Below are 19,092 nucleotides of genomic sequence, written 5' to 3'. Positions count from 1 at the left end.
GCGCCGTCGTCTTCCGGGGGCGTCAGGGGTCCTGCCGTTGCCGTCACTCCACTATGACCATCTCCCGGGTCGTGTCGTTGAAGCGCCGGCCGCCGCCCTCGGTGACCGTGACGATGTCCTCGATGCGTACCCCGAAGCGGCCGGGGAGGTAGATGCCCGGCTCGACGGAGAAGCACATGCCTGGCACGAGGGGCTGCTCCTCGCCCTCGATCATGTACGGCGGCTCGTGCGTGGTGACGCCGATGCCGTGCCCGGTGCGGTGGATGAAGTACTCGCCGTATCCGGCGTCCGCGATGACCGCGCGGGCCGCCCGGTCCACCTCCTGGCAGGCGACGCCGGGCCGCACCGCGCGGAAACCGGCCTCCTGGGCCTCACGTACGAGGTCGTGCACCCGGCGCTCCTCACCGGTGGGCTCACCGACGTGGACCGTGCGGGAGGTGTCGGAGCCGTAGCCGTCCTTCAGGCCGCCGAAGTCGAGGACCACCATGTCGCCGTCCTCGATGACGCGGTCGCCGACCTCGTGGTGCGGGTTGGCACCGTTCGGGCCGGAGGCGACGATCGTGAAGTCGACCTGGGAGTGCCCGGAGCGCCGCAGCAGGTCGGCGAGGTCGGCACCGACCTCGCGCTCCCGGCGCCCGGCGAACCGGACTTTGCGGATCTCCTCGAACGCCGCGTCCGCCGCCGCGCCCGCCGCAGCGAGCAGCTCCAGCTCGGCCGCGTCCTTGACGGCGCGCAGCATGGGGAGCGCCTCGGTGAGGGAGGCGTACGAGGTGCCGGGCAGCGCGCGTTGCAGGCCCAGCAGGTGCATCGCCCAGGCGTTGTCGCTGATGCCGAACCGCCCCGAGCCGCCGAGGAGGGCGGCGGTGACGGCGTAGGGGTCCTTGCCGTCGGTCCAGTCGCGCAGGGTGAGGGCGGGCGCCCCGGCGGCCTTCTCGGCGTCCGGGGCCTCCAGCGTGGGGACGACCAGGACGGGGTCGTGCCCGGCGGTGAGGACGAGCAGGGTGAGCCGTTCGGTGGCCGCGGTGGGCGCGTAGCCGGTCAGCCACACGAGGTCCGGCCCCGGCGCCACCAGCAGACCGGCCAGGCCCGCGTCGGCGGCCGAGCGCGCCGCGCGCTCCATGCGGGCCCTGTAGTCGTCGGTGGTGAAGGGAGCGGCGTGCGCTCTGCCGGTCATCGCGGGCCTCCCGGGGCGGGTGATGGGGACTACGGGCAGCATCCTGCCCGGAGCGGAGGAGCGACGCGAGCCGATAAGAGAACCGCATCGGCAGCCGTCGACCACCCACGACCCCATCACACATCAACGCTCCCGGACGAGAGCGCGTGCACTACCGACCGTAGGAGGTGCGGCCCGAGCGAACGCACCGCCGGGGACCCGGGACATCGCGGACCACGGCGCGAACGCGGAACACGAGGAGGTCACCCGCCTTCTGGCCGAAGCCGCCCGCACGACGGCCCCGCTCCGCCCCCGCAGTGCCCGCCCCGGCGTCAGCCTCTGGGATCGTGCCGGCCGGAGCCGGACGGGGCCTGGCCGCCGGCGCCGCGGCACTGGGGTGCGTCGAGGCGCCCCGCGGACGTGCCGGGTTCCCGCGGCCCCGGCACCGGCGCCCCCGCCTGCCGCTGCATCTCGGCCAGCTTGCTCATACCGATCACCGTGGCGCTCACGGTGCCGATGCCGACCCCAGCCAGGAGCAGGGCCGTCGCGACGAACAGGCCGAACAGCAGGGTCGGGAGCCGTCGGCGGCGCCGCCGCGCGGTGGGCGGACGCCGGGCGGAGTCGGGCACGGTGCCACCACCGGGCTCCTGGCCGGGCATGGGCTTGGGACGCAGCGCAGTCTGTTCCATGGATCGCCTCCAGCAGGTGCTCTACCCGGCCGGCCAACGCCCGACGAGCCACGAACGAGTGAGACTGACCTGCGGTCGAGCGTCAGGACGGCCCGAGCAGCGCTTCCACCAGCGCTGCCGCCGCGCCCCGCACACCACCGGCGTGCACCACCTCCGTGCGGTGCACCACCCGGGGCTCGACGACCGGGACGGCGGCCGCCCCCGGCACGCCGACGGCCACCGTGGCGGGCAGCAGGGTGAGGCCGTGACCCGCGGCGGCCAGGACGGTGAGGCCGCGCACGTCGGTGCCCTCGTAGCGCAGGGCCGGGCGGAAGCCGTGACCGCCGCCTGCCGCGCGGAGCTGGTCCAGCGGCAGACCGGCGTCGGGGGCGTCCAGCCAGCGGGCGTCGGCGAGGTCGCCGAGGCGCAGCCCGGAGCGCCCGGCCAGCGGATGACCGACGGGCAGCAGAACGTGCACGGGCGCCTCCCCCACGCCACGCGTGCTCAGCGGCGCCACGTCGGGCAGGCGCAACGGGTCGCTGGGGGCGGCCAGGCCGTCGACCAGGCCGAGGTCCGCCGTCCCCGCCGCCACGGCCGCGGGGATCTCGGCGCGGGCGAGCACCTTGAGCGTCACACCGGCGGGGGGCAGCACGGCGGCGATGCGGGGCGTCAGCGCGGTCGCGGCGGCGGCCAGGGTCAGCCCGTACGGGGGCGCGCCCGCCATCCGCGCGACGTCCGCGCGGGCGGCCTCCAGGCGCAGCAGCAGCGGGCCCGCGTGCTCGAGCAGCCGCTCGCCGGCGGCTGTGGGGGCGACGGGCCGCCGGGCCAGGAGCGGCGCGCCCAGATCCTGTTCGAGCGCCGCGATCTGCTGGGAGACGGCGGACTGCGTGTAGCCCAGCTCCCGGGCGGCGTCCGAGAAGGACGCGAGGCGGGCGACGGTGACGAAGGTGCGCAGCAGGTGCGGGTCCATGGGGACAGGATCCCTTACAGAATCAGCAACGCTTATGGAAGGAGCAAGAATCATCGTTGGACGTGAACGGAAGGCCCGGCACAGGATGAGCCCATGACGAACACCCCGTCCCGGCCGTCCCCTTCCACTCCACCACGCACCGCCCGGATCGCCCTGGTCGGCGACCGCTCTCCCGGCGTCGTGTCGCACACGCGGATCCCGTCACTGCTCGACGCCCTCGCCACGCACGACCGGCTGTTCCTCGACGCCTACTGGATCCCGACCGGGGACGCCGAGGCCGAGGACGCGGTACGCGGCTTCGACGCCGTGTGGGTGCTGCCGGGCAGCCCCTACCGCAGTGAGGCGGGCGTGCTGTCGGCGATCCGGACGGCCCGGGAGTCGGGGGTCCCGTTCCTCGGGACGTGCGGCGGGTTCCAGCACGCGCTGCTGGAGTACGCCAGGAACGTGTGCGGGCTGACCCGGGTCGCGCATGCCGAGAACGACCCCGACGCCGACGACTTCCTCATCGAACCGCTGGCCTGCTCGCTGGTCGGCCACGAGGCCGCGGTCGGGGTGGAGCCCGGCACGCTGGCCGAGTCGGTGATCGGCTCGCGACGGACGGTGGAGCGGTACTTCTGCGCCTACGGCCCCTCCCGCCACCTCGACACCCTGCGCGCGCACGGGCTCCGTTTCTCCGGGCACGACGAGGACGGACACGTCCGGCTGGCCGAACTTCCCGGGCACCCCTTCTTCCTCGCCTCCCTGTTCCAGCCGGAGCTGGCGGGCGACGGCCGGCGCCCGCACCCCATGGTCCGGGCGCTGGCACGAGCGGCGACGGAGCATGCGGCACGGGCCGGACGGACCGGGTCCGTCAGCTGAACGCGGGCAGCGGCGCGGCCCTGGGAACGGGCACGGCCGGGGACCGGTCCGGGAGGAAGCCGTGGGTCCGCCCGGCCAGGTACTCGGCCTGGTAACGCGGGACGTGCCGGTGCCAGTTGAGGATGCCGGCCATCCAGTTCTGCAGGTCGGTCACGTATCCCCGCATGATCGCGCGCGCCTCGTCCGACAGCTGGAAGTCGTCGTAGACGACGGGAAGTTCATGGGCCACCACGTGCTCGAACTGGCGCATGCGCTGGTTCATCAGGTCCTGCACCACGGGCAGAGCGGTCGGGTAGTCGATGCCGAAGAAGTTCTGCACGACGAGGACGGCGTTGTGGATCTCGCCCTCGTACTCGATCTCCTTCTGGTACGAGAAGACGTCGTTGAGGAGGCAGGCGTAGTCGATCGCCGCGTTCTCCAGGGAGCGGACGGGGCCGCTGCGGTAGACCTCGGGAGGGACGGCCGGGCCGTGTCCGGCACGGCACAGACCGAGGGTGAGGTCGGAGCCGAAGGTGGCGCGCCGCATCTCCAGGTAGTCCACCGGGTCGGGGACCCGGTTCTGGATCTGGTTGGACAGCTCCCACACCCAGGCCTCGGTCATCGTGTCGACGGCCGACTTCAGGGGGCGGCGCTGCTCGGGCGTCATGGTGGCGGTGGTGCGCGCCCACAGGTCGATCAGGGCCCGCTCCATGGCGTTCGCGGGCGGCGGCACCGGTTCTCCGTCGAGCGGCATGCAGGCCGACAGGCGGGCGGTGGTCAGCCGGGCGGCGGCCAGGTCGCGGCGGTGACCGTAGACCAGCGGGTAGTAGTCGTCGCCGTAGGTGCCGAAGGCCAGCCAGTCTGAGGCGAGGTCGAGCTGGTCCTGGGTGGCGTCCGGGTCGAGGCCCGCGGCGCACAGGGGCAGGTCGCAGCTCGCGAGCTTGTCCTCGTCCCACACTCCCTCGCCGAGGAAGCCGATCCGGGCCGCCCACTCGGACAGGTGCCGTCGGGCGCCGTCCAGGTGGGGGCTGAGCTCCAGCCGGAACGGCATGCGGATGTCGGGGATGATCGACGGGCCGACCTTCTGGAACGGGACGTGCGTGTGGGAACGCAGCCGCTCGGCACCGGCCACGGCGAGCAGCGCGCCGACGTCGGCGGCCGAGGTGCCGGGCCCGGTGAGCGCCTGCCAGGGGGCGGTGGACCGCGCGCCCTCGTTCATGTACCGGCTGGAGCGCATGTGCCATTCGTGGCCGCCGGACTGCCAGTCCTGCAGCCCCTTCGCGTACGCGCCGACGGCGGCGACCTCGGCCGGGGTGAGGCCGTTCTCCAGGGCCACGGCGGGCACTTCGGTGAAGGCCGTGTGCTCGAACTGGTGCAGCCGTGAGGTGAGGACGTCGTTGACCATGTCGGCGGCCTGCTGCGTGGTGCAGCCGAAGAAGGTCTCCAGTACCAGCACCCCGTTGCTGAGCTCGCCCTCGTCCTCCACCTCCCGCTGGTAGGAGAACAGGTCGTTGCGCAGGTGCACGGCGTCGGAGAACGTCTCCATCAGCACCCTCAGCGGCCTTGTCCCGGCGACGGCGGCGGGCACCTCGGCGGTCGCGTACTCCACGAGCCCGGCCGACCAGGGGGCACCGCCCACCTTGCGGCGCATCTCGATGTACTCGACGGGGTTGGCGATCCGCCCCTCGTTGATGTTGGACAGCTCCCACATCGACTCGTTGAGGAGGTGCTCGGTGGCGACGGCGAAGCGGCGGCGCCAGTCGGCCGACATCGCCGGCACCGTGCGCCTCCACAGGTCGGCGAGTCCGGCCTCGACGGGGTTCTCCGGCTCGGGCATGTCGGTGGCCGGGTCGAGCGGCATGAACAGGGGCAGCCGGTCCAGGTGGGCCTTGCCGCCGACGCGGTCCTGGGTGCGCTTGAACTTCTCCAGGAAGTGGTCGTCGAAGAAGAAGACCCAGACGTACCAGTCGGTGATGAGGGAGAGCGCGGGGCCGTCGCAGTCGGGGTGGGTGTAGGCGCAGAGCAGGCCGTAGTCGTGCGCGTCGAGGTCGGCCTGCTCCCAGACCCCGGAGCCCTCCAGCATGCCCATCTCGCGCGCCCACGTCGTCGAGTGGGCGCGGGCCTCGTCGAGATGGGGGTTGAGCCGCGCGGGGTGCGGCATGTAGAAGTGCGGGAGTTCGAAGGGCTGTTGCGTCATGGCCCGGCCCTACCCATGGCCCGTGTGGGGCATCCGCGAGGGGGAACATGATCACACCATCGCGTGAATCGGGGCCGAAGCCGGGATCTTCCACCGCTTTGGCCACCCGCGGGCCGCGGGTCCGGCGGCTCAGCGCCGGACCTGGATCAGCGCGTGCGTCCCGCTCGTCCGCCACCGCTGTCCCTCGGCCGCGACCAGCGCGCCCTCCGTGTCCGCGTCCAGCCCGGTGATCACGTCGGACTTGAGCGTGCGCAGCGCGGCGACCGGGCCGGGGAAGTACGCGGTGACGTCGGCGAAGGGCGTGGTCGGGGGCCACAGCCGGTCACCGACGAGGCGACGGTAGTTCAGGTCGCCCTTGAGGACGGTGACCGTGGCGGCCGCGAACTCGGCGCGCAGGTCGCCGGGCATGTCCGCGTACGGCAGCGGGGCGCAGGAGAAGGGATGGGCACGGACGGTGAGGCGGCCGTCGGCCAGCGCGGACCACAGCAGCCGGCCGTGGTCGGCGGCCGCGCCCTCGGCCCGGGTCAGTCTCCGCAGCGCGTCCACCACGTCGGCCGTCGTGGCGTCGGAGACGTAGTACGGGTACGGCTTGACGTGCAGGACCGCCCGTCCGATGCGGCCGTGCGCGAGGAGGTGGGCGACGAGGAGCAGGTCGGGCACGAGTTCCCGGCCGGCGTTGTCGGCGACGAGGCACAGGGTGTTGGTCCCGGAGGGCGGGAGCAGCGACCAGAGCCGTTCGCCGTCGTCGGCGACCAGGGCCGGGACGTCGTCCCGGGGGCCCGCGCCGGTGCCGGTCGCGGAGAGGCTGAAGCCGAGGTCCGCGCGGTTGCCCCAGAGCGAGCCGTGCAGCAGGGCCCGGCCGCGCTCGTCGGCGGGCAGGCCGGCGAGACCGTCGAGCGCGGCGAGTTCCTCGTCCGTCTCCGGGGAGTCGAGCTCGGCGGTCTTGGCGGGCCGGAACGGGTCGATGCCCTGCCAGGCCCCGGGGCCGAACCAGCCGACGGCATCGAGGAGCCGGCGGTAGAAGTGGCTCTCGGCCCACAACCAGGGCACGTCGAACCAGGACCGGCCGACGTACTCGTCCAAGCCCCACGCGGTCCAGCGGTCCCGGTCCCGGGCGTCGCCGGGAAGCGGCTCGATCTCGCCCTCGGTACAGTTCGCCAGCAGCGCGTCGAGCGCCCGGTGCTGGCCGGGTTCGTACGGGAACGACTCCCGTACCTGCCGGATGATGGCGGGATGCCGCTCGGCCAGCACGCCGTGCGGGAAGGACCCGGGCTCGTTGCCGAGGAGGACGGGCGCGGGCTCGGAGGCGGTGTCGGGCATGCGCCTCACCGTAGCGCGCGGTTCAGGCGGCGGCGGTCTCCCGCTCCAGGCGCGCGGCGAGTCCCAGATAGCGCGGGCGTCGGGTCACCGGCACCATGCCCCGGATCAGCACCTGCCACAGCTCGGCCGTCCGGCGGGACTGCCGGGCGACCGGATCGAGGGCGCGGCTGACGACCCCGGTGCCGACGAGGGAGCAGACGAGGGTGTGGGCGGCGGAGTCCACGTCCGTGTCCGGGTGCACGTCGTGCTCCTTGACGGCGCCGAGGAGCCGCGAGGAGGTGAGGTCCCGCCACTCCGCGAAGGGGTGGCGCAGCGGGGGCCGTACCTCCACTCCCCCGGTGGCGAGCCTCAGCCCGGCGCGCAGGACCGGGTTCTCGGCGGACACGCGTGCGAAGTCGAAGGTCAGGCGCATCAGGGACTCCAGCGAGGAGTAGCCCCGGCCGTCCAGCTCCGCCGCCAGTCGGCGCGAGGTGCGGGACTGGAACTCCATGATGGCCTGGGCGAGGTCCTGCTTCGCCGCGAAGTGGAAGTACAGGGCGCCCTTGGTGATGCGGGCGTGGTTCACGATCTCGCTGAGGCTGGTCGATTCGTAGCCGTGACGGTCGAACAGGTCGGCGGCGACCGTCAGGATCGTCGCGCGGGTCTGCTCGGCGCGTAACTGCCTCGCCATCGGCTGAACACTCCTGGGCTCGGAATGAACGGGTCACCCATGTGGTTTAACTCTACGCATACGATAACTCACTGTCCGGTGACATGTGTTCCACGGGCCGGCCGGCACCCGTTCGCTCCGGCCGGCCCGTGCGCCCGAGGCGTCCGCTCGGTTGACGAAGACGGCGGCGCCCCCGTCGGTCACCGGGGCGTAGGCGGCGGTGACCGGCGGCCGCTTTCCTCCGGGCCGCCCGGCGGTCGCCACCGCCGCAGCCCCGGACCGGCGAACCCGCCTGAGCCGACCCGTACGGACCCCGGCCGCCCGGACCCACGACCGGGCCCGGGCGGTCCGGACGGTCAGACCAGGCCGGCGGACTTCAGCCAGTCCTTGGCCACGTCCAGCGGGTCCTTCTTCTCCAGCTGGACCTGCGCGTCGAGCTCGAGGAGCGTCTTCGTGTCCAGCTTGGCGGAGACCTCGTCGAGCGCTGCCACGCCCTCCTGTGAGAGCCCGTCCTTGTGCACCAGCGGGGTCACGTTCGCGAAGCCGAAGAGGTTCTCCGGGTCCTTCAGGACGACGAACTTCTCCTTGACGATGGTCGGGTCCGTGGTGAAGATGTCCGCCGCCTGAACGGTGTTCTTGGTCAGCGCCGCCTGGGTCAGCGGGCCGCCCGCGTCGAGCGCCTTGAAGGACTTGAACTCCAGGCCGTACACGGACTTCAGGCCCTTCAGGCCCTGCTGCCGGGTCTGGAACTCCGGCGAACCGCCGATGACCAGGTCCGGAGCGATCTCCTTGAGGTCGGCGAGGGTGGACGAGGAGGTGAGGCCGTACTTCTTGGCGGTCTCGGCGTTGACGCTCACCGAGTCCTTGTCCTCCGCGGGCGACGAGTCCAGCAGCGTCAGCTTCTTGTCGAGCTTGGCCTTGACGGCCGCGTTCACGGCCTCGGCGGACTTCTGCTCGGCCTTGGGGTCGAGGTACGCCAGCAGGGAGCCGTTGTACTCCGGCAGGACCGTGACGGACCCGTTCTTCATCAGGCCGTACGTCGTCTCCCGACTGCCGATGTTGTGCTTGTAGGTCACCTTGATGCCCTTGGCCTTGAGCGCCTCGCCGTAGATGTCGGCGAGCAGGGTGCTCTCGGCGAAGTTGTTCGAGCCGACGACGACGGTGCCGGCATCCGCCTTCTCCCCCGCCAGGGGGTCGTCGGAGGTGCCGTCGGAGGAACAGCCCGCGAGCAGCGCCACCGCGGCGGTGAGCGCGGCGGCCGCCGCGCCGGTGTGCCTCGTCCTGGACCGGCTGTTCTTCGCGGTAGAAGTCATTCAGCGATCCAATCCAGCCGGTTGTCGGTCCGTCAAGAACGGCCTGGTTACGGTTTCTTGCACAGCTGTGTCCGGGGGTCAGCGCCTGCGCACCCCCGGCGACACCGCCAGCCGGCCCGCCGCCCAGAACACCGCGAGGGTGACGAGCGCCAGGACGGCCACCAGGGTGGCGCCGCCGACCACCTTCTCGTAGTTTCGCTGGTAGAGCCCGTCGACGATGTACCGGCCGAGTCCGCCGAGGCTGACGTACGCGGCGATGGTGGCCGTCGACACGATCTGGATGGCCGCCGAGCGCAGCCCGCTCAGGATCAGCGGCAGCGCCACCGGCAGTTCGACCTGGAACAGGATCCGCGACTCGTGCATGCCCATGCCCCGGGCGGCGTCCACCGGGGAGGGGTCGACGGAGCGCACCGCCTCGTAGGTGGTGACCAGGATCGGCGGTACGGCGAGGACGACCAGCGGGATCATCACGGGCAGCAGCCCGAAGCCCATCACGATGACGATCAGCACCAGCAGGCCGAAGCTGGGCAGCGCCCGGGCGGCGGTGGCGATGAACGCCAGCGCGTTGCCGCCCCGCCCGGTGTGCCCGGTCAGCAGGCCGACCGGGAGGCCGATCGCGGCGGCGAGGGCGAGGGCGAGCAGCGAGTACTGGAGGTGTTCGAGCAGGCGCTGCGGGATGCCGTCGTAGCCGTGCCAGTGGGCGCTGTCGCTGAAGAAGGCGCTGACGAAGTTCAGTACGTTCACCGGACCGTCTCCTTGGGACCGGTCAGCTCCCGCGACGCGGCGGACTCCGGGCGGGAGCGCGTGCCACGCGGCATCCACGGCGTCAGCAGGTTGCGGGCCAGCACCAGCGCCGCGTCGCACAGGACGGCCAGGACGGCCGTCGTGATCACGGAGTTCACGGCCAGCTCGGGCCGGTCGTACTTCTGCGCGTCGGCGAGCAGGTTGCCGAGGGCCCCCTGGTTGCCGATCAGGGTGCCGACGCTGACCAGGGAGATGCTCGACACGGTGGCCACGCGGAGGCCGGCGAGGATCGCGGGAACGGCGATCGGCAGCTGCACCTGCACGTAGCGCCGTACGGGCCCGAAGCCCATGGCCTTCGCGGCGGCCAGGGTCTCCTCGGGAACCGAGCGCACACCGTCGACGATCGCCGGGACGAGCACCACCAGGCTGTAGACGGCCAGCGGGATCATCACCGTCAGCTCGGTCTGGCCGGTGTAGTCGATGAGGACGACGAAGAACGCCAGGGACGGGATGGCGTACAGCACGGTGGTCAGGCCGAGCACGGGCGGGTACAGCCAGCGCAGCCGGACGCAGAGCTGGGCGAGCGGCAGCGCGAGCAGCAGCCCGGCCAGGACCGGCAGCAGTGCCTCGCGCAGGTGCAGCCCGATCAGGCCCCACCAGCTGTGCTGGAGGTCGCTGGGTATGTCGAAGAAGCCGTTCACGGGGCGACCTTCGCGTCGTCGGCCTGTCCGGCGGCGTGGGCGCTGCGGATCGCCTCGCCGATGGCCGCCTGCGAGACGACGCCGGTGACCCGGCCGTCGGCGTCCACGGCGACGGCCCAGCCGGTGGGCGACAGCACCGCGCAGTCGAGGGCGGCGCGCAGCGAGTCGGTGCCGGGCACGAACGGCCGCCCGTACGGCAGCAGTCGCTCCGGCACGATGTCCCCGGCCGTCAGGTCCCCCGGTGCGCTCCAGCCGAGCGGCCGGCCGGCCGCGTCGGTCACGAGGAGGTAGGGGGCGTCGGACGCGGCGATCCGTTCGGCGCCGGCGTCGGCCGGGACGACCGGGCCGGTCGTCAGCTCCAGGCCGGCGGACGGGAAGAAGGACAGCCGCCGGATGCCGCGGTCGGCGCCGAGGAAGTCCTCCACGAAGGCGTCCGCGGGGTCGGAGAGCAGCTCGGCCGGCGGCGCGAACTGGGCCAGCCGGCCACCGGTCCGCATCACCGCGACCCTGGTGCCCAGCTTCATCGCCTCGTCGATGTCGTGGGTGACGAAGACGATGGTCTTGCCCAGCTCCTCCTGGATCCGCAGGAGTTCGTCCTGCAGCCCCTTGCGCACCACGGGGTCGACGGCCGAGAACGGTTCGTCCATCAGCAGCACCGGGGGGTCCGCGGCGAGCGCCCGGGCCACGCCGACGCGCTGTTGCTGGCCGCCGGAGAGCTGGTACGGGTAGCGCTTGCCGAGGGAGGTGTCGAGTCCCACCCGTTCCATCAGCTCCGCCGCCCGTGCACGGGACTTCTGCTTGCCCCAGCCGAGCATGCGGGGCACGGTGGCGATGTTGTCGAGGATCGTCCGGTGCTGGAAGAGACCGGCGTTCTGGATGACGTACCCCATGGACCGGCGCAGGGTGGTGACCGCCTGCTGCTGGATGTCCGCGCCGTCGAGGAGGATGGTGCCCTCGCTGGGCTCGACCATCCTGTTGATCATGCGGAGGGTCGTCGTCTTCCCGCAGCCGGAGGGGCCGACGAGGACGGTGATCGAGCGGTCGGGTATCTCCAGAGAGAGCCGGTCGACCGCCACCGTGCCGTCCGGGTACCGCTTGGTGACTGATTCCATCCGTATCAAAACGCCGAAAACCCTTCGGGTGGGCGGAAGTCTGGCCGGGTCGCGCGGGTCGTTGCCGGGAGAGTCTAGACGGCGAGGTCACCGGACCGGCCGGACGTCCCGGGCCGTCGGGCGGAGCGTCCCCGCCGTCCCGCCGTTCACACCCGGGCGCCGCGCCGCGGGCTCTCGGCGGCCACCGGCAGGCCGGGGGTACGGAAAACCCGCCGCGCGGCGTCCACGGCGAACACCTCGCACCCCTGCCGTGCGGCGGCGGAGATGGAGGAGCTGCGCACCGCGTTCAACACGATGCTGGAGCACATCGACGGCGCGCTCGCGGTGCGTGCGGAGGCGGAGCAGCGGCTGCGCCGGTTCGTCGCGGACGCCTCGCACGAGCTGCGCACCCCGCTGATGGTCGGTCCGGGGTTACGCGGACCTGTTCCAGTACGCGGCGGCCAACGCGCCCGGGGAGCGCGACAGGCACCTGGCGCGGCTGCGCGCCGAGGCGGCCCGGATGGGTGTGCTCCCCGACGACCTGCTGCTGCTCGCCCGGCTGGACGCGGCCGAGCGGAGACACCGCTGAGGCTTCAGGACGTCGACCTGACGGAGCTGGTGCGGCAGGCGGCGGACGCCCTCCGCGCCGGGCGCCCGGACCGTCCGCTGACGGTGACGACCGGGCCGGGGGCGGTGCGGCTGCGGCTGGATCCGCAGCGGATCCGGCAGGTGCTGGACAACCTGCTCACCAACGCGGCCGTGCACACTCCGCCCGGCACGAAGGTCACGCTCGCGGTCTCCGTCCTGGCGGGCTGCGCCCGGGTGACGGTCGCCGACACCGGGCCCGGCATCCCGCCCGCGGACCGGCACCGGATCTTCGACCGCTTCTACCGCGTCGACAAGGCCCGCAGCCGTGACCGCGGCGGCAGCGGGCTGGGCCTCGCCGTGGCGAACTCCCTGGTGGAGGCGCACGGCGGGACGATCGAGCTGAGCGGCGAACCGGGCGCGACGGCGTTCACGGTGACGCTGCCGCTGCGCCCGGACGCCCGCTGACCGGGCGGCTCAGCCCTCGTCGGGCTCGAGCCGCAGCGCGATGCTGTTGATGCAGTACCGCTGGTCGGTCGGGGTCGGGTACCCCTCGCCCTCGAAGACGTGCCCGAGGTGGGACCCGCAGCGGGCGCACCGCACCTCGGTGCGCACCATGCCGTGGGAGCGGTCCTCGATCAGCTCCACCGCGTCGGAGTCCTTCGGGTCGTAGAAGGACGGCCAGCCGCAGTGGGACTCGAACTTGGTGGTGGAGGTGAACAGCTCGGCGCCGCAGGCGCGGCAGGAGTAGACACCCTTGGTCTTGGTGTCGGTGTACTCACCGGTGAACGCGGGTTCGGTGGCGGCCTGGCGCAGCACGGCGTACTCGGCCGGGGCCAGCTCCGCGCGCCACTGCTCGTCCGGCTTCTCGACGTCGTACGACATGAGTCCTCAGCCCCTCACTTCGCCTTGCTCGACAGCTGGTCCAGGATGCGCGGTCCGAGGTCGGTGACGTCGCCCGCGCCCATGGTGAGAACGAGATCACCGGCCTTCGCCATTCCCGCGATCACCGCGGGCGACTCCGCCTTGTCGTGGACCGGCGTGACGTCCGCGCCCGCCGCGCGGGCCGCCTCGATGATCAGGTCGCTGGTGACGCCGGGGATCGGGTCCTCGCGGGCCGGATAGATGTCGAGGACGACCGAGGCGTCCGCGAGGGACAGGGCCTGACCCATCTCCTTGCCCAGCTCCTGGGTGCGGGAGAAGAGGTGCGGCTGGAAGACGACGAGGATGCGGGCGTCGCCGGCCGCCGCGCGCATCGCCTCCAGGTCCGCGGTCATCTCCGTGGGGTGGTGGGCGTAGGAGTCGATGACCTGGACGCCCGCCGCCTCGCCCTTGAGCTGGAGGCGCCGCTTTACGCCCGTGTAGGCGGCCAGCGCCGGGGCCAGTTCCGCGGCCGGGACGCCCAGCGCCGCGCCCGCCGCGAGGGCGGCCACCGCGTTGTGGGCGTAGTGGCGGCCGGGGACGGAGACGGTGAAGGTGAGTTCCGCGCCGTCCAGCAGGACCGTCACCTCGCTCTTGAGGCCCTGGGGCACGACCGACAGGATCCGTACGTCGGCGTCCTCGGCCTCGCCGTACGTCACCGTCCGCACCGACCCGGCCAGCCGCCGCGTCAGCTCCCGGGCGCCCTCGTGGTCGGCCGCGATCACCAGCGTGCCGCCGGGGACGATCTTCCCGGCGAACGTCTCGAAGGACTCGTAGATCTCGTCCATGGAGGCGTAGTTGGCATGGTGGTCCAGCTCGACGTTGAGGACGATGGCGACCTCGGGCGCGTACTTGTGGAAGCTGCGGTCGCTCTCGTCCGCCTCGGCGACGAAGATCTCGCCCTCGCCGTGCAGGGCGTTGGAGCCGGGCACGTCGAGGTCGCCGCCGATCGCGTACGACGGGTTCAGGCCCAGCTCGGACAGGGAGACCGCCAGCATGGAGGTGGTGGTGGTCTTGCCGTGGGTGCCTGCGACCGCGATCGGGCGCAGGCCCGTCATCAGCGCGGCGAGGGCGTCGGAGCGGTGGACGACGGGGATGCCCAGCTCGGCCGCGCGGGCCAGCTCCGGATTGTCCTGGCGGATCGCCGACGACACGACCACGCAGCTCGCGTCGTCGGCGAGGTGCTCGGCCGCGTGCCCGATGTGCACGGTCGCGCCCAGCGCGCGCAGCGCCTCGGCGGTCGCGGACTCCTTGGCGTCACTGCCCGCCACCTCGGCGCCGCGCTGCGCGAGGATCTTGGCGATGCCCGACATCCCGGCGCCGCCGATGCCGATGAAGTGCGGTCGGTCCATGGCGGTAGGAAGGCCGGGTGCCATGCGCTGTTCTCCCCATTGGTGCGACGGGTGGTGCGTCGGCAGCGGTTGCCGACGGCCGGTTACGACGGTCGGCGCCCCCGGCGCGGGAGCGCGGGCCAAGCCTATGCCTTGCTGTGGGAGAAGAGCTTCAGGACCGGTACGCCGACCTTGTGCCGGGCCCGCGAGGCCCAGTCCCGGTGGAAGAACTCCTCCACGTAGTGCGGATCGGTCAGGACGATCACCTCGTCGGCCCCGGCCTCCACGACCAGGGATCTCAGCTCGTCCAGCGGGTGGTCCTCGACCATCCGGCCCTCGGCCCGGGCGCCGGCGGCGCGCAGGGCGGTGAGGGAGACCTCCAGGGCCCGCTGCCCGACGGGCAGCGCCTCCTCGCCCTCCGGCGTCTCGCCCTCGCGGACGGCCTCGTCGAGCTCGCCGAGGGCGACGTCGTCGATGGCCCGCAGCAGCCGGTCGGCCTGGTCGCCGCGCGGCTGGAGCAGCACGTGGAAGGCGACCGGCTCGTCCCCGTGCAGGGTGGTGACGAACTCCACGTCGGCGGACGTCAGGGCCTTCTCGATCATCAAAACGCTTGTGAACACCAGGCGCCCCTTCCTTCGAGGGCCCGTGGGCCCACCTTCCGCGGGCCGTGACAGGCCCTGCGGAAACCATCCTGCCCCGTGATCGAACGGGTACTGCCGGATTCAGTGTGCCCGGCGCGGACTAAACGGAACGACAGATTCCGCCGATTCCCGGATGTGCGGTAACGCTCGAACGTCCGTACGCTTTTCGGGCTCACCGCCGCCCGGCCGGGCCGCCGTCGGCCGCATCAGTCGCGCCGGTACCGGCTGAAGAGGAAACCTTCCTCCTCCAGCAGGGAGGCCAGCGTGAACCGCCGGGGAACCTCGACCGAGGGCCCGCCGGCGATCCGCTGCGCATCGCCGGCGGTGAGCATCGGGGAGACGGTCAGACAGAGTTCGTCGAGCACACCGGCGGCGACGAACTGCCCGAGCAGCCGCGGCCCGCCCTCGGTCAGCAGCCGCGTGTGGCCCAGCTCCGCGAGCGCGCGGACGGCACGGGCGGGATCCACTCCGGCACCGTCGCCGGCGACCACCACCCGGGCGCCCGCCCGCTCGGCGGCCGCGATCCGGTCCGGGGCCGCCGCGGCGCCGGTCAGGATCAGGGTCGGCACCAGTGGCGCGGTGAACAGCGGCAGGGAGAAATCCAGCTCCAGGCTCGCGCTGACCACCGCGATCACCGGCGCCGGGCCCTGCCCGGCCGCCTGCCGGAGCTCCGCGAACTCGGCACGCGCGCGTGCCGGGCGGTAACCCTCCTGCCTGACCGTCTCGGCGCCCGCGATCACCACGTCCGCCAGCGCCCGCAGCGTGCCGAAGATCCGCATGTCGGCCGCGCTGGAGATGGGCTGCGAACGGCCGTCGTGCTGCGCGGCCCCGTCCAGGGTGGAGACCATGTTGGCCCGCAGCCAGGCCCCCGGCCGCCCGTCCGGCCCGCCCGGCCCGGGGTAGGCGTAGGCGGCGGCCAGCTCGGCGAGGCTCCACTCCCGGTCGGTCCCGCCGGAGTCCCGGTCTGCTGTCTGGTCGGTCACAGGGAACAGGCGTCGCATGCCGTGCAGTGTTCCACGCCCCCCACCCCCGAACCCCACCACTCCAGGCGACCACGCCGACGGACAGCCACACCGCCGGAACGCGGGCAGTCACACACCGTGGCCGCGCGGTACCGCACCGCCGGGTCCGCGGGCGACCCGCACCGCCGTGACTGGCGGTCACCCTCGCCGCCGCCGTAACCACGGGCAACCGCGCCGCCGTGACCGCGGACAACCCGCACCGCCGGAACCACTGGCAACCGCGCCGCCAACCCGCCCCCGCGCAGCCCACCGCGGAACCGCGCCCCCGTGACTGGCGGTCACCCTCGCCGCCGCCGTAACCGCGGGCAGTCGTGCCGCCTGGGGCGGCACGGGTGGGCGCGGCGGCACCCCGTCGGCGCCGGGCCGCGCCACCCACCCCCGGCCCGCACCGACGCCGGGCACCAGGCAAACACCCCCGCACAGCAACCCCGCACCAACGCCGGGCAACCAGATGCACGCAAGGACCACGCACCCCGCGGCAGCGCCCCCGCACCCACGCCGGGCAGCCCGAAGCACCGGCCCGCCGGCCCCCTCCCTCCGCCCGCCCGCCGGGCACCCGCCCCGCAGGCCCTACCATGGACAACCGTGTCGTCCTCCTCCCCCGCCCCCGGTTCCGCCACCCCCGGCTCCGCCCCGATAGCCGGGACGGCCCCGCTGTCCCTGTGCGCCCGTGAGCCGCACGTACCCGCGGACCGGCTGGTGGCCGAGATGGTGCCGCCGCCGCGCTTCGACTCCGTCCGCTTCAGCACGTACATCCCGGATCCGAACCAGCCCAGCCAGAGCGAGGCCGTGCGGGTCCTGGAGGGCTTCGCGTCCGGACTGGGCCAGGCGCCTGCCGCCGACGGCGGCAGGCGCGGTTTCCTCGGCTTCGGACGGAGCAAGGCCCCGAAGACCCCCGCCGGCCCCCGCGGCGTCTACCTCGACGGCGGCTACGGCGTCGGCAAGACCCACCTGCTGGCCTCCCTGTGGCACGCCACCCCCGCCGAGCCGTCCCGCAAGGCGTTCGGCACCTTCGTGGAGCTGACCAACCTGGTCGGCGCCCTCGGTTTCCAGCAGACCGTCCAGACCCTGTCCGGGCACCGGCTGCTGTGCATCGACGAGTTCGAGCTGGACGACCCCGGCGACACCGTCCTCGTCTCCTCCCTGCTCGGCAGGCTCGTGGAGGCGGGCGTCGCGCTCGCCGCCACCTCCAACACGCTGCCGGGCAAGCTCGGAGAGGGCCGGTTCGCGGCCGCCGACTTCCTGCGCGAGATCCAGGGCCTGTCGGCCCACTTCCGCGCCCTGCGCATCGACGGCGAGGACTACCGCCACCGCGGCCTGCCCGAGGCGCCGGCGCCGTACTCCGACGAGCAGGTGACGCGGGCCGCGCAGGCCACCGAGGGCGCCTCCCTGGACGACTTCCCCGCGCTCCTCGACCACCTCGCCCGCGTCCACCCCAGCCGCTACGGGGCGCTGACCGACGGCATCGAGGCCGTGTGCCTCACCGGGGTCCGCCCGGTGCCGGACCAGTCGACGGCTCTCCGGCTCGTCGTGCTCGCCGACCGGCTCTACGACCGGGAGGTGCCCGTCCTGGCCTCCGGTCTGCCCTTCGACCGGCTGTTCAGCGAGGAGATGCTGAAGGGCGGGTACCGCAAGAAGTACTTCCGGGCCATCTCCCGGCTCACCGCGCTGGCCCGGGACGCCGCCCGCCTCGTCGACATGGGCTGAGATCGGCCCGAACGCGCCAACCCACCCTCGATTTTCAGGCTCTCTTCGACTCGTAACGCTTGGTTAACCCTGCAAACGACCTTGCAGGGTTAACGTGTTTCTTGACCAAGCATTGACCAAGCGTTGGTGTGCGCACAAGAGGTGCATCAGAGGTGTGAACCACCTGGAGGGAGGCGCATGTTCGAGGGCACGAGGGCCCGGACCATCGTTGCGCTTCTCGCCGCCGTCCTGCTCGCCCTCCACTTCCTCACCCCCTCCGCATCCTTCGCATCCGCGCATACGAGTCGTGATGCCGTGGCCAAGGCCGCCCCCGGATTCGACCCGTCCGGAACGGCCCCGCGCGGCGAAACCGTCACCTGCCACGACGCCGGAAAGCCCGGGAGCCCGAACGGTTCCCCGCGCCTCCGCGACCGGCACCGTGCCGCCGCCCCCTCCGCACCGGAGACCCCGGAGCGCCCCCTCGCGCGCCGGCACGCCGAGACCCCGCCCGAACGGGCCGCGTCCGGCAGCGCGCACCGGCACCCGTCGAGATCGTCGACGACCCACTCCCCGGCGGCACTTCAGGTCTTCCGCTGCTGAGTTCGCAGAGCAGCCCCCACCCTGTCCTGCACATCCGACGCGTCCCCCACGGCGCGCCAGGAGGAAAAACCACATCATGCAACCCCTCATCGACAACGCCCGCACGTTCGGACAGCGCCCTGAGGAGTTCGCCGGGCTCGCCGAAGGCCAGTCGCCCGAAGTCCTGTTCATCACCTGCTCCGACTCGCGGGTCGTGCCCGCCCTGATCACGGGTGCCCGGCCCGGCGAGCTCTTCGAGCTGCGCACCGCGGGCAACATCGTCCCGCCGTACGCCGCCGGGCGCCCCACGGGCGAGGCGGCCACCATCGAATACGCCGTGCAGGTCCTCGGCGTGACGGACGTCGTGGTCTGCGGCCACTCGCACTGCGGCGCCGTGGGCGCGCTGGTGCGCGGCGACGACCTGACCGCCGTACCCGCCGTGCGCGAGTGGCTGGCGCACGCCGCGGACGAGCCGAAGCCGTCCGACCCCGCCGACCCGACCGTCGCCGAGGCCGTGCAGCACCACGTCCTGGCCCAGTTGCTGCGCCTGCGGTCCTACCCGTGCGTCGAGCGGCGGCTGGCGGACGGCCGGATCCGGCTGCACGGCTGGTACTACGAGGTCCACACCGGTGCCGTGCGCCAGTACCGCGCGGACACCGACGCCTTCGAGGTCCTGTGAGCCGG

General features: G+C 72.9%; 18 protein-coding genes and 1 pseudogene. 5 read left to right on the top strand and 14 right to left on the bottom strand.

All coding sequences use genetic code 11. The annotated features are described in order from the left end of the window. Positions 1–43: 43 nt before the first annotated feature. The 3 genes from IE260_RS03540 to IE260_RS03530 all read right to left on the bottom strand — a co-directional run bounded on the left by IE260_RS03540 (position 44) and on the right by IE260_RS03530 (position 2,791). Complete coding sequence (locus tag IE260_RS03540; RefSeq protein WP_189868956.1) at positions 44–1,174, bottom strand: aminopeptidase P family protein; 1,131 nt, start codon at positions 1,172–1,174, stop codon at positions 44–46. A gap of 311 nt (positions 1,175–1,485) precedes the next feature. Further along, a complete protein-coding gene (locus IE260_RS03535; protein WP_373303305.1) occupies positions 1,486–1,842 on the bottom strand; it encodes a hypothetical protein in 357 nt (118 codons plus the stop codon). 82 nt (positions 1,843–1,924) lie between these two features. Next, on the bottom strand, positions 1,925–2,791 hold the full coding sequence (locus IE260_RS03530; protein ID WP_189868955.1) for a LysR family transcriptional regulator: 867 nt from the start codon (positions 2,789–2,791) through the stop codon (positions 1,925–1,927). Positions 2,792–2,884: 93 nt separating this feature from the next. On the opposite strand from IE260_RS03530, the gene IE260_RS03525 reads away from it, so the two are divergent. After that, positions 2,885–3,649, top strand: a complete 765-nt coding sequence (locus IE260_RS03525) for a CTP synthase C-terminal region-related (seleno)protein (protein ID WP_189868954.1) — start codon at positions 2,885–2,887, stop codon at positions 3,647–3,649. On the opposite strand, the gene cyc2 is transcribed toward IE260_RS03525, so the two are convergent. From cyc2 to IE260_RS03490, 7 genes are all read right to left on the bottom strand, one after another. Next, a complete protein-coding gene (gene cyc2, locus IE260_RS03520; RefSeq protein ID WP_189868953.1) occupies positions 3,642–5,825 on the bottom strand; it encodes a germacradienol/geosmin synthase Cyc2 in 2,184 nt (727 codons plus the stop codon). The two genes, IE260_RS03525 and cyc2, sit on opposite strands and share 8 nt — an antisense overlap. Positions 5,826–5,954: 129 nt before the next feature. After that, positions 5,955–7,145: a damage-control phosphatase ARMT1 family protein gene (locus tag IE260_RS03515; protein ID WP_189868952.1), complete on the bottom strand. Its 1,191-nt coding sequence runs from the start codon at positions 7,143–7,145 to the stop codon at positions 5,955–5,957. 22 nt (positions 7,146–7,167) lie between these two features. Continuing rightward, positions 7,168–7,815 (bottom strand): ScbR family autoregulator-binding transcription factor, encoded by a 648-nt coding sequence (locus IE260_RS03510; RefSeq protein ID WP_189868951.1) that lies wholly within the window; start codon positions 7,813–7,815, stop codon positions 7,168–7,170. A gap of 335 nt (positions 7,816–8,150) precedes the next feature. Beyond that, positions 8,151–9,107 carry an ABC transporter substrate-binding protein gene (locus IE260_RS03505; RefSeq protein WP_189868950.1) on the bottom strand — a complete coding sequence of 319 codons (957 nt, stop codon included), beginning with the start codon at positions 9,105–9,107 and terminating at the stop codon, positions 8,151–8,153. 78 nt (positions 9,108–9,185) lie between these two features. Then, positions 9,186–9,851 carry an ABC transporter permease gene (locus IE260_RS03500; RefSeq protein WP_189868949.1) on the bottom strand — a complete coding sequence of 222 codons (666 nt, stop codon included), beginning with the start codon at positions 9,849–9,851 and terminating at the stop codon, positions 9,186–9,188. Beyond that, positions 9,848–10,552 carry an ABC transporter permease gene (locus IE260_RS03495; RefSeq protein WP_189868948.1) on the bottom strand — a complete coding sequence of 235 codons (705 nt, stop codon included), beginning with the start codon at positions 10,550–10,552 and terminating at the stop codon, positions 9,848–9,850. Before IE260_RS03495 ends, IE260_RS03500 begins: the two co-directional genes overlap by 4 nt. Then, entirely contained in the window at positions 10,549–11,673 is a 1,125-nt protein-coding gene (locus tag IE260_RS03490) for an ABC transporter ATP-binding protein (RefSeq protein ID WP_189868947.1), read from the bottom strand. Before IE260_RS03490 ends, IE260_RS03495 begins: the two co-directional genes overlap by 4 nt. A gap of 252 nt (positions 11,674–11,925) precedes the next feature. Between IE260_RS03490 and IE260_RS03485 the strand changes: the two are divergent. Next, a pseudogene (locus IE260_RS03485) lies at positions 11,926–12,696 on the top strand (sensor histidine kinase); the annotation flags it as partial. A gap of 9 nt (positions 12,697–12,705) precedes the next feature. Here IE260_RS03485 and msrB read toward each other — a convergent pair. From msrB to IE260_RS03465, 4 genes are all read right to left on the bottom strand, one after another. Beyond that, entirely contained in the window at positions 12,706–13,113 is a 408-nt protein-coding gene (gene msrB, locus IE260_RS03480) for a peptide-methionine (R)-S-oxide reductase MsrB (protein ID WP_189868946.1), read from the bottom strand. A gap of 14 nt (positions 13,114–13,127) precedes the next feature. After that, positions 13,128–14,525 (bottom strand): UDP-N-acetylmuramate--L-alanine ligase, encoded by a 1,398-nt coding sequence (murC, locus tag IE260_RS03475; RefSeq protein ID WP_189868945.1) that lies wholly within the window; start codon positions 14,523–14,525, stop codon positions 13,128–13,130. Between the two features lie 101 nt (positions 14,526–14,626). Beyond that, positions 14,627–15,100, bottom strand: coding sequence for an indole-3-glycerol phosphate synthase (locus IE260_RS03470; protein WP_189868944.1), 474 nt, complete (start codon positions 15,098–15,100; stop codon positions 14,627–14,629). Positions 15,101–15,327: 227 nt separating this feature from the next. Continuing rightward, positions 15,328–16,122, bottom strand: a complete 795-nt coding sequence (locus IE260_RS03465; RefSeq protein ID WP_189868943.1) for a pyrimidine reductase family protein — start codon at positions 16,120–16,122, stop codon at positions 15,328–15,330. Between the two features lie 606 nt (positions 16,123–16,728). Between IE260_RS03465 and zapE the strand changes: the two genes are divergently transcribed. From zapE to IE260_RS03450, 3 genes are all read left to right on the top strand, one after another. Continuing rightward, positions 16,729–17,850 (top strand): cell division protein ZapE, encoded by a 1,122-nt coding sequence (zapE, locus tag IE260_RS03460; protein ID WP_189868942.1) that lies wholly within the window; start codon positions 16,729–16,731, stop codon positions 17,848–17,850. Between the two features lie 177 nt (positions 17,851–18,027). Beyond that, positions 18,028–18,429 carry a hypothetical protein gene (locus tag IE260_RS03455; RefSeq protein WP_189868941.1) on the top strand — a complete coding sequence of 134 codons (402 nt, stop codon included), beginning with the start codon at positions 18,028–18,030 and terminating at the stop codon, positions 18,427–18,429. 76 nt (positions 18,430–18,505) lie between these two features. Further along, on the top strand, positions 18,506–19,087 hold the full coding sequence (locus tag IE260_RS03450; RefSeq protein WP_189868940.1) for a carbonic anhydrase: 582 nt from the start codon (positions 18,506–18,508) through the stop codon (positions 19,085–19,087). Positions 19,088–19,092 lie beyond the last annotated feature (5 nt).

The sequence above is a fragment of the Streptomyces viridiviolaceus genome, assembly GCF_014650995.1.
Lineage (GTDB): Bacteria > Actinomycetota > Actinomycetes > Streptomycetales > Streptomycetaceae > Streptomyces > Streptomyces viridiviolaceus.
This window is presented reverse-complemented; position numbering and strand designations above follow the sequence as displayed.